General features: G+C 68.9%; 1 pseudogene. It reads right to left on the minus strand.

What is annotated here, in order from left to right:
* Nucleotides 1–409, minus strand: a pseudogene (locus ACFVX9_RS39945) (IS1380 family transposase); the annotation flags it as partial.

The raw sequence follows: 409 nt of genomic DNA on the forward strand, positions 1-409 counted from the left end.
GTTGGCGGCGGTGATCGAGTACTTCCAGCCGGTCTGCTTCTCGAACGCGGTCAGGTCCTTCAGGTGCCGGCCTGAGGGTCGGACCCGGCGGACGGTCAGGCGCATGCCCTTGATCCAGTCGGGGCGGGTGTTCAGTCCGGTCAGTTCCGCGGCCCCGTAGCCCTCCTGGACTTCGCCGTTCTGCTTGAGCGAGTCCTCCCATGCCTTCTCGGGGAGTTTCGCGATGGCCTTCTCGTCGGCATCCGTGATCGTCCACCCGGTCGTGAAGCGCACGGTGCGGCGCCGGGTGTTCAACGCGGCGAGGTGCTTGAGGAGTTCGCGGGCGGCCCCGGCCCCGTCGACGCGCACGAGGATCTTCGCGGTGGACTGGCCGGGGGTCTGGGCGAGCGCGTCGGAGAGGACCTGGATG

Origin of the sequence: Kitasatospora sp. NPDC058243 (assembly GCF_042882025.1) — a bacterium.
Taxonomy (GTDB): Bacteria; Actinomycetota; Actinomycetes; order Streptomycetales; family Streptomycetaceae; genus Kitasatospora.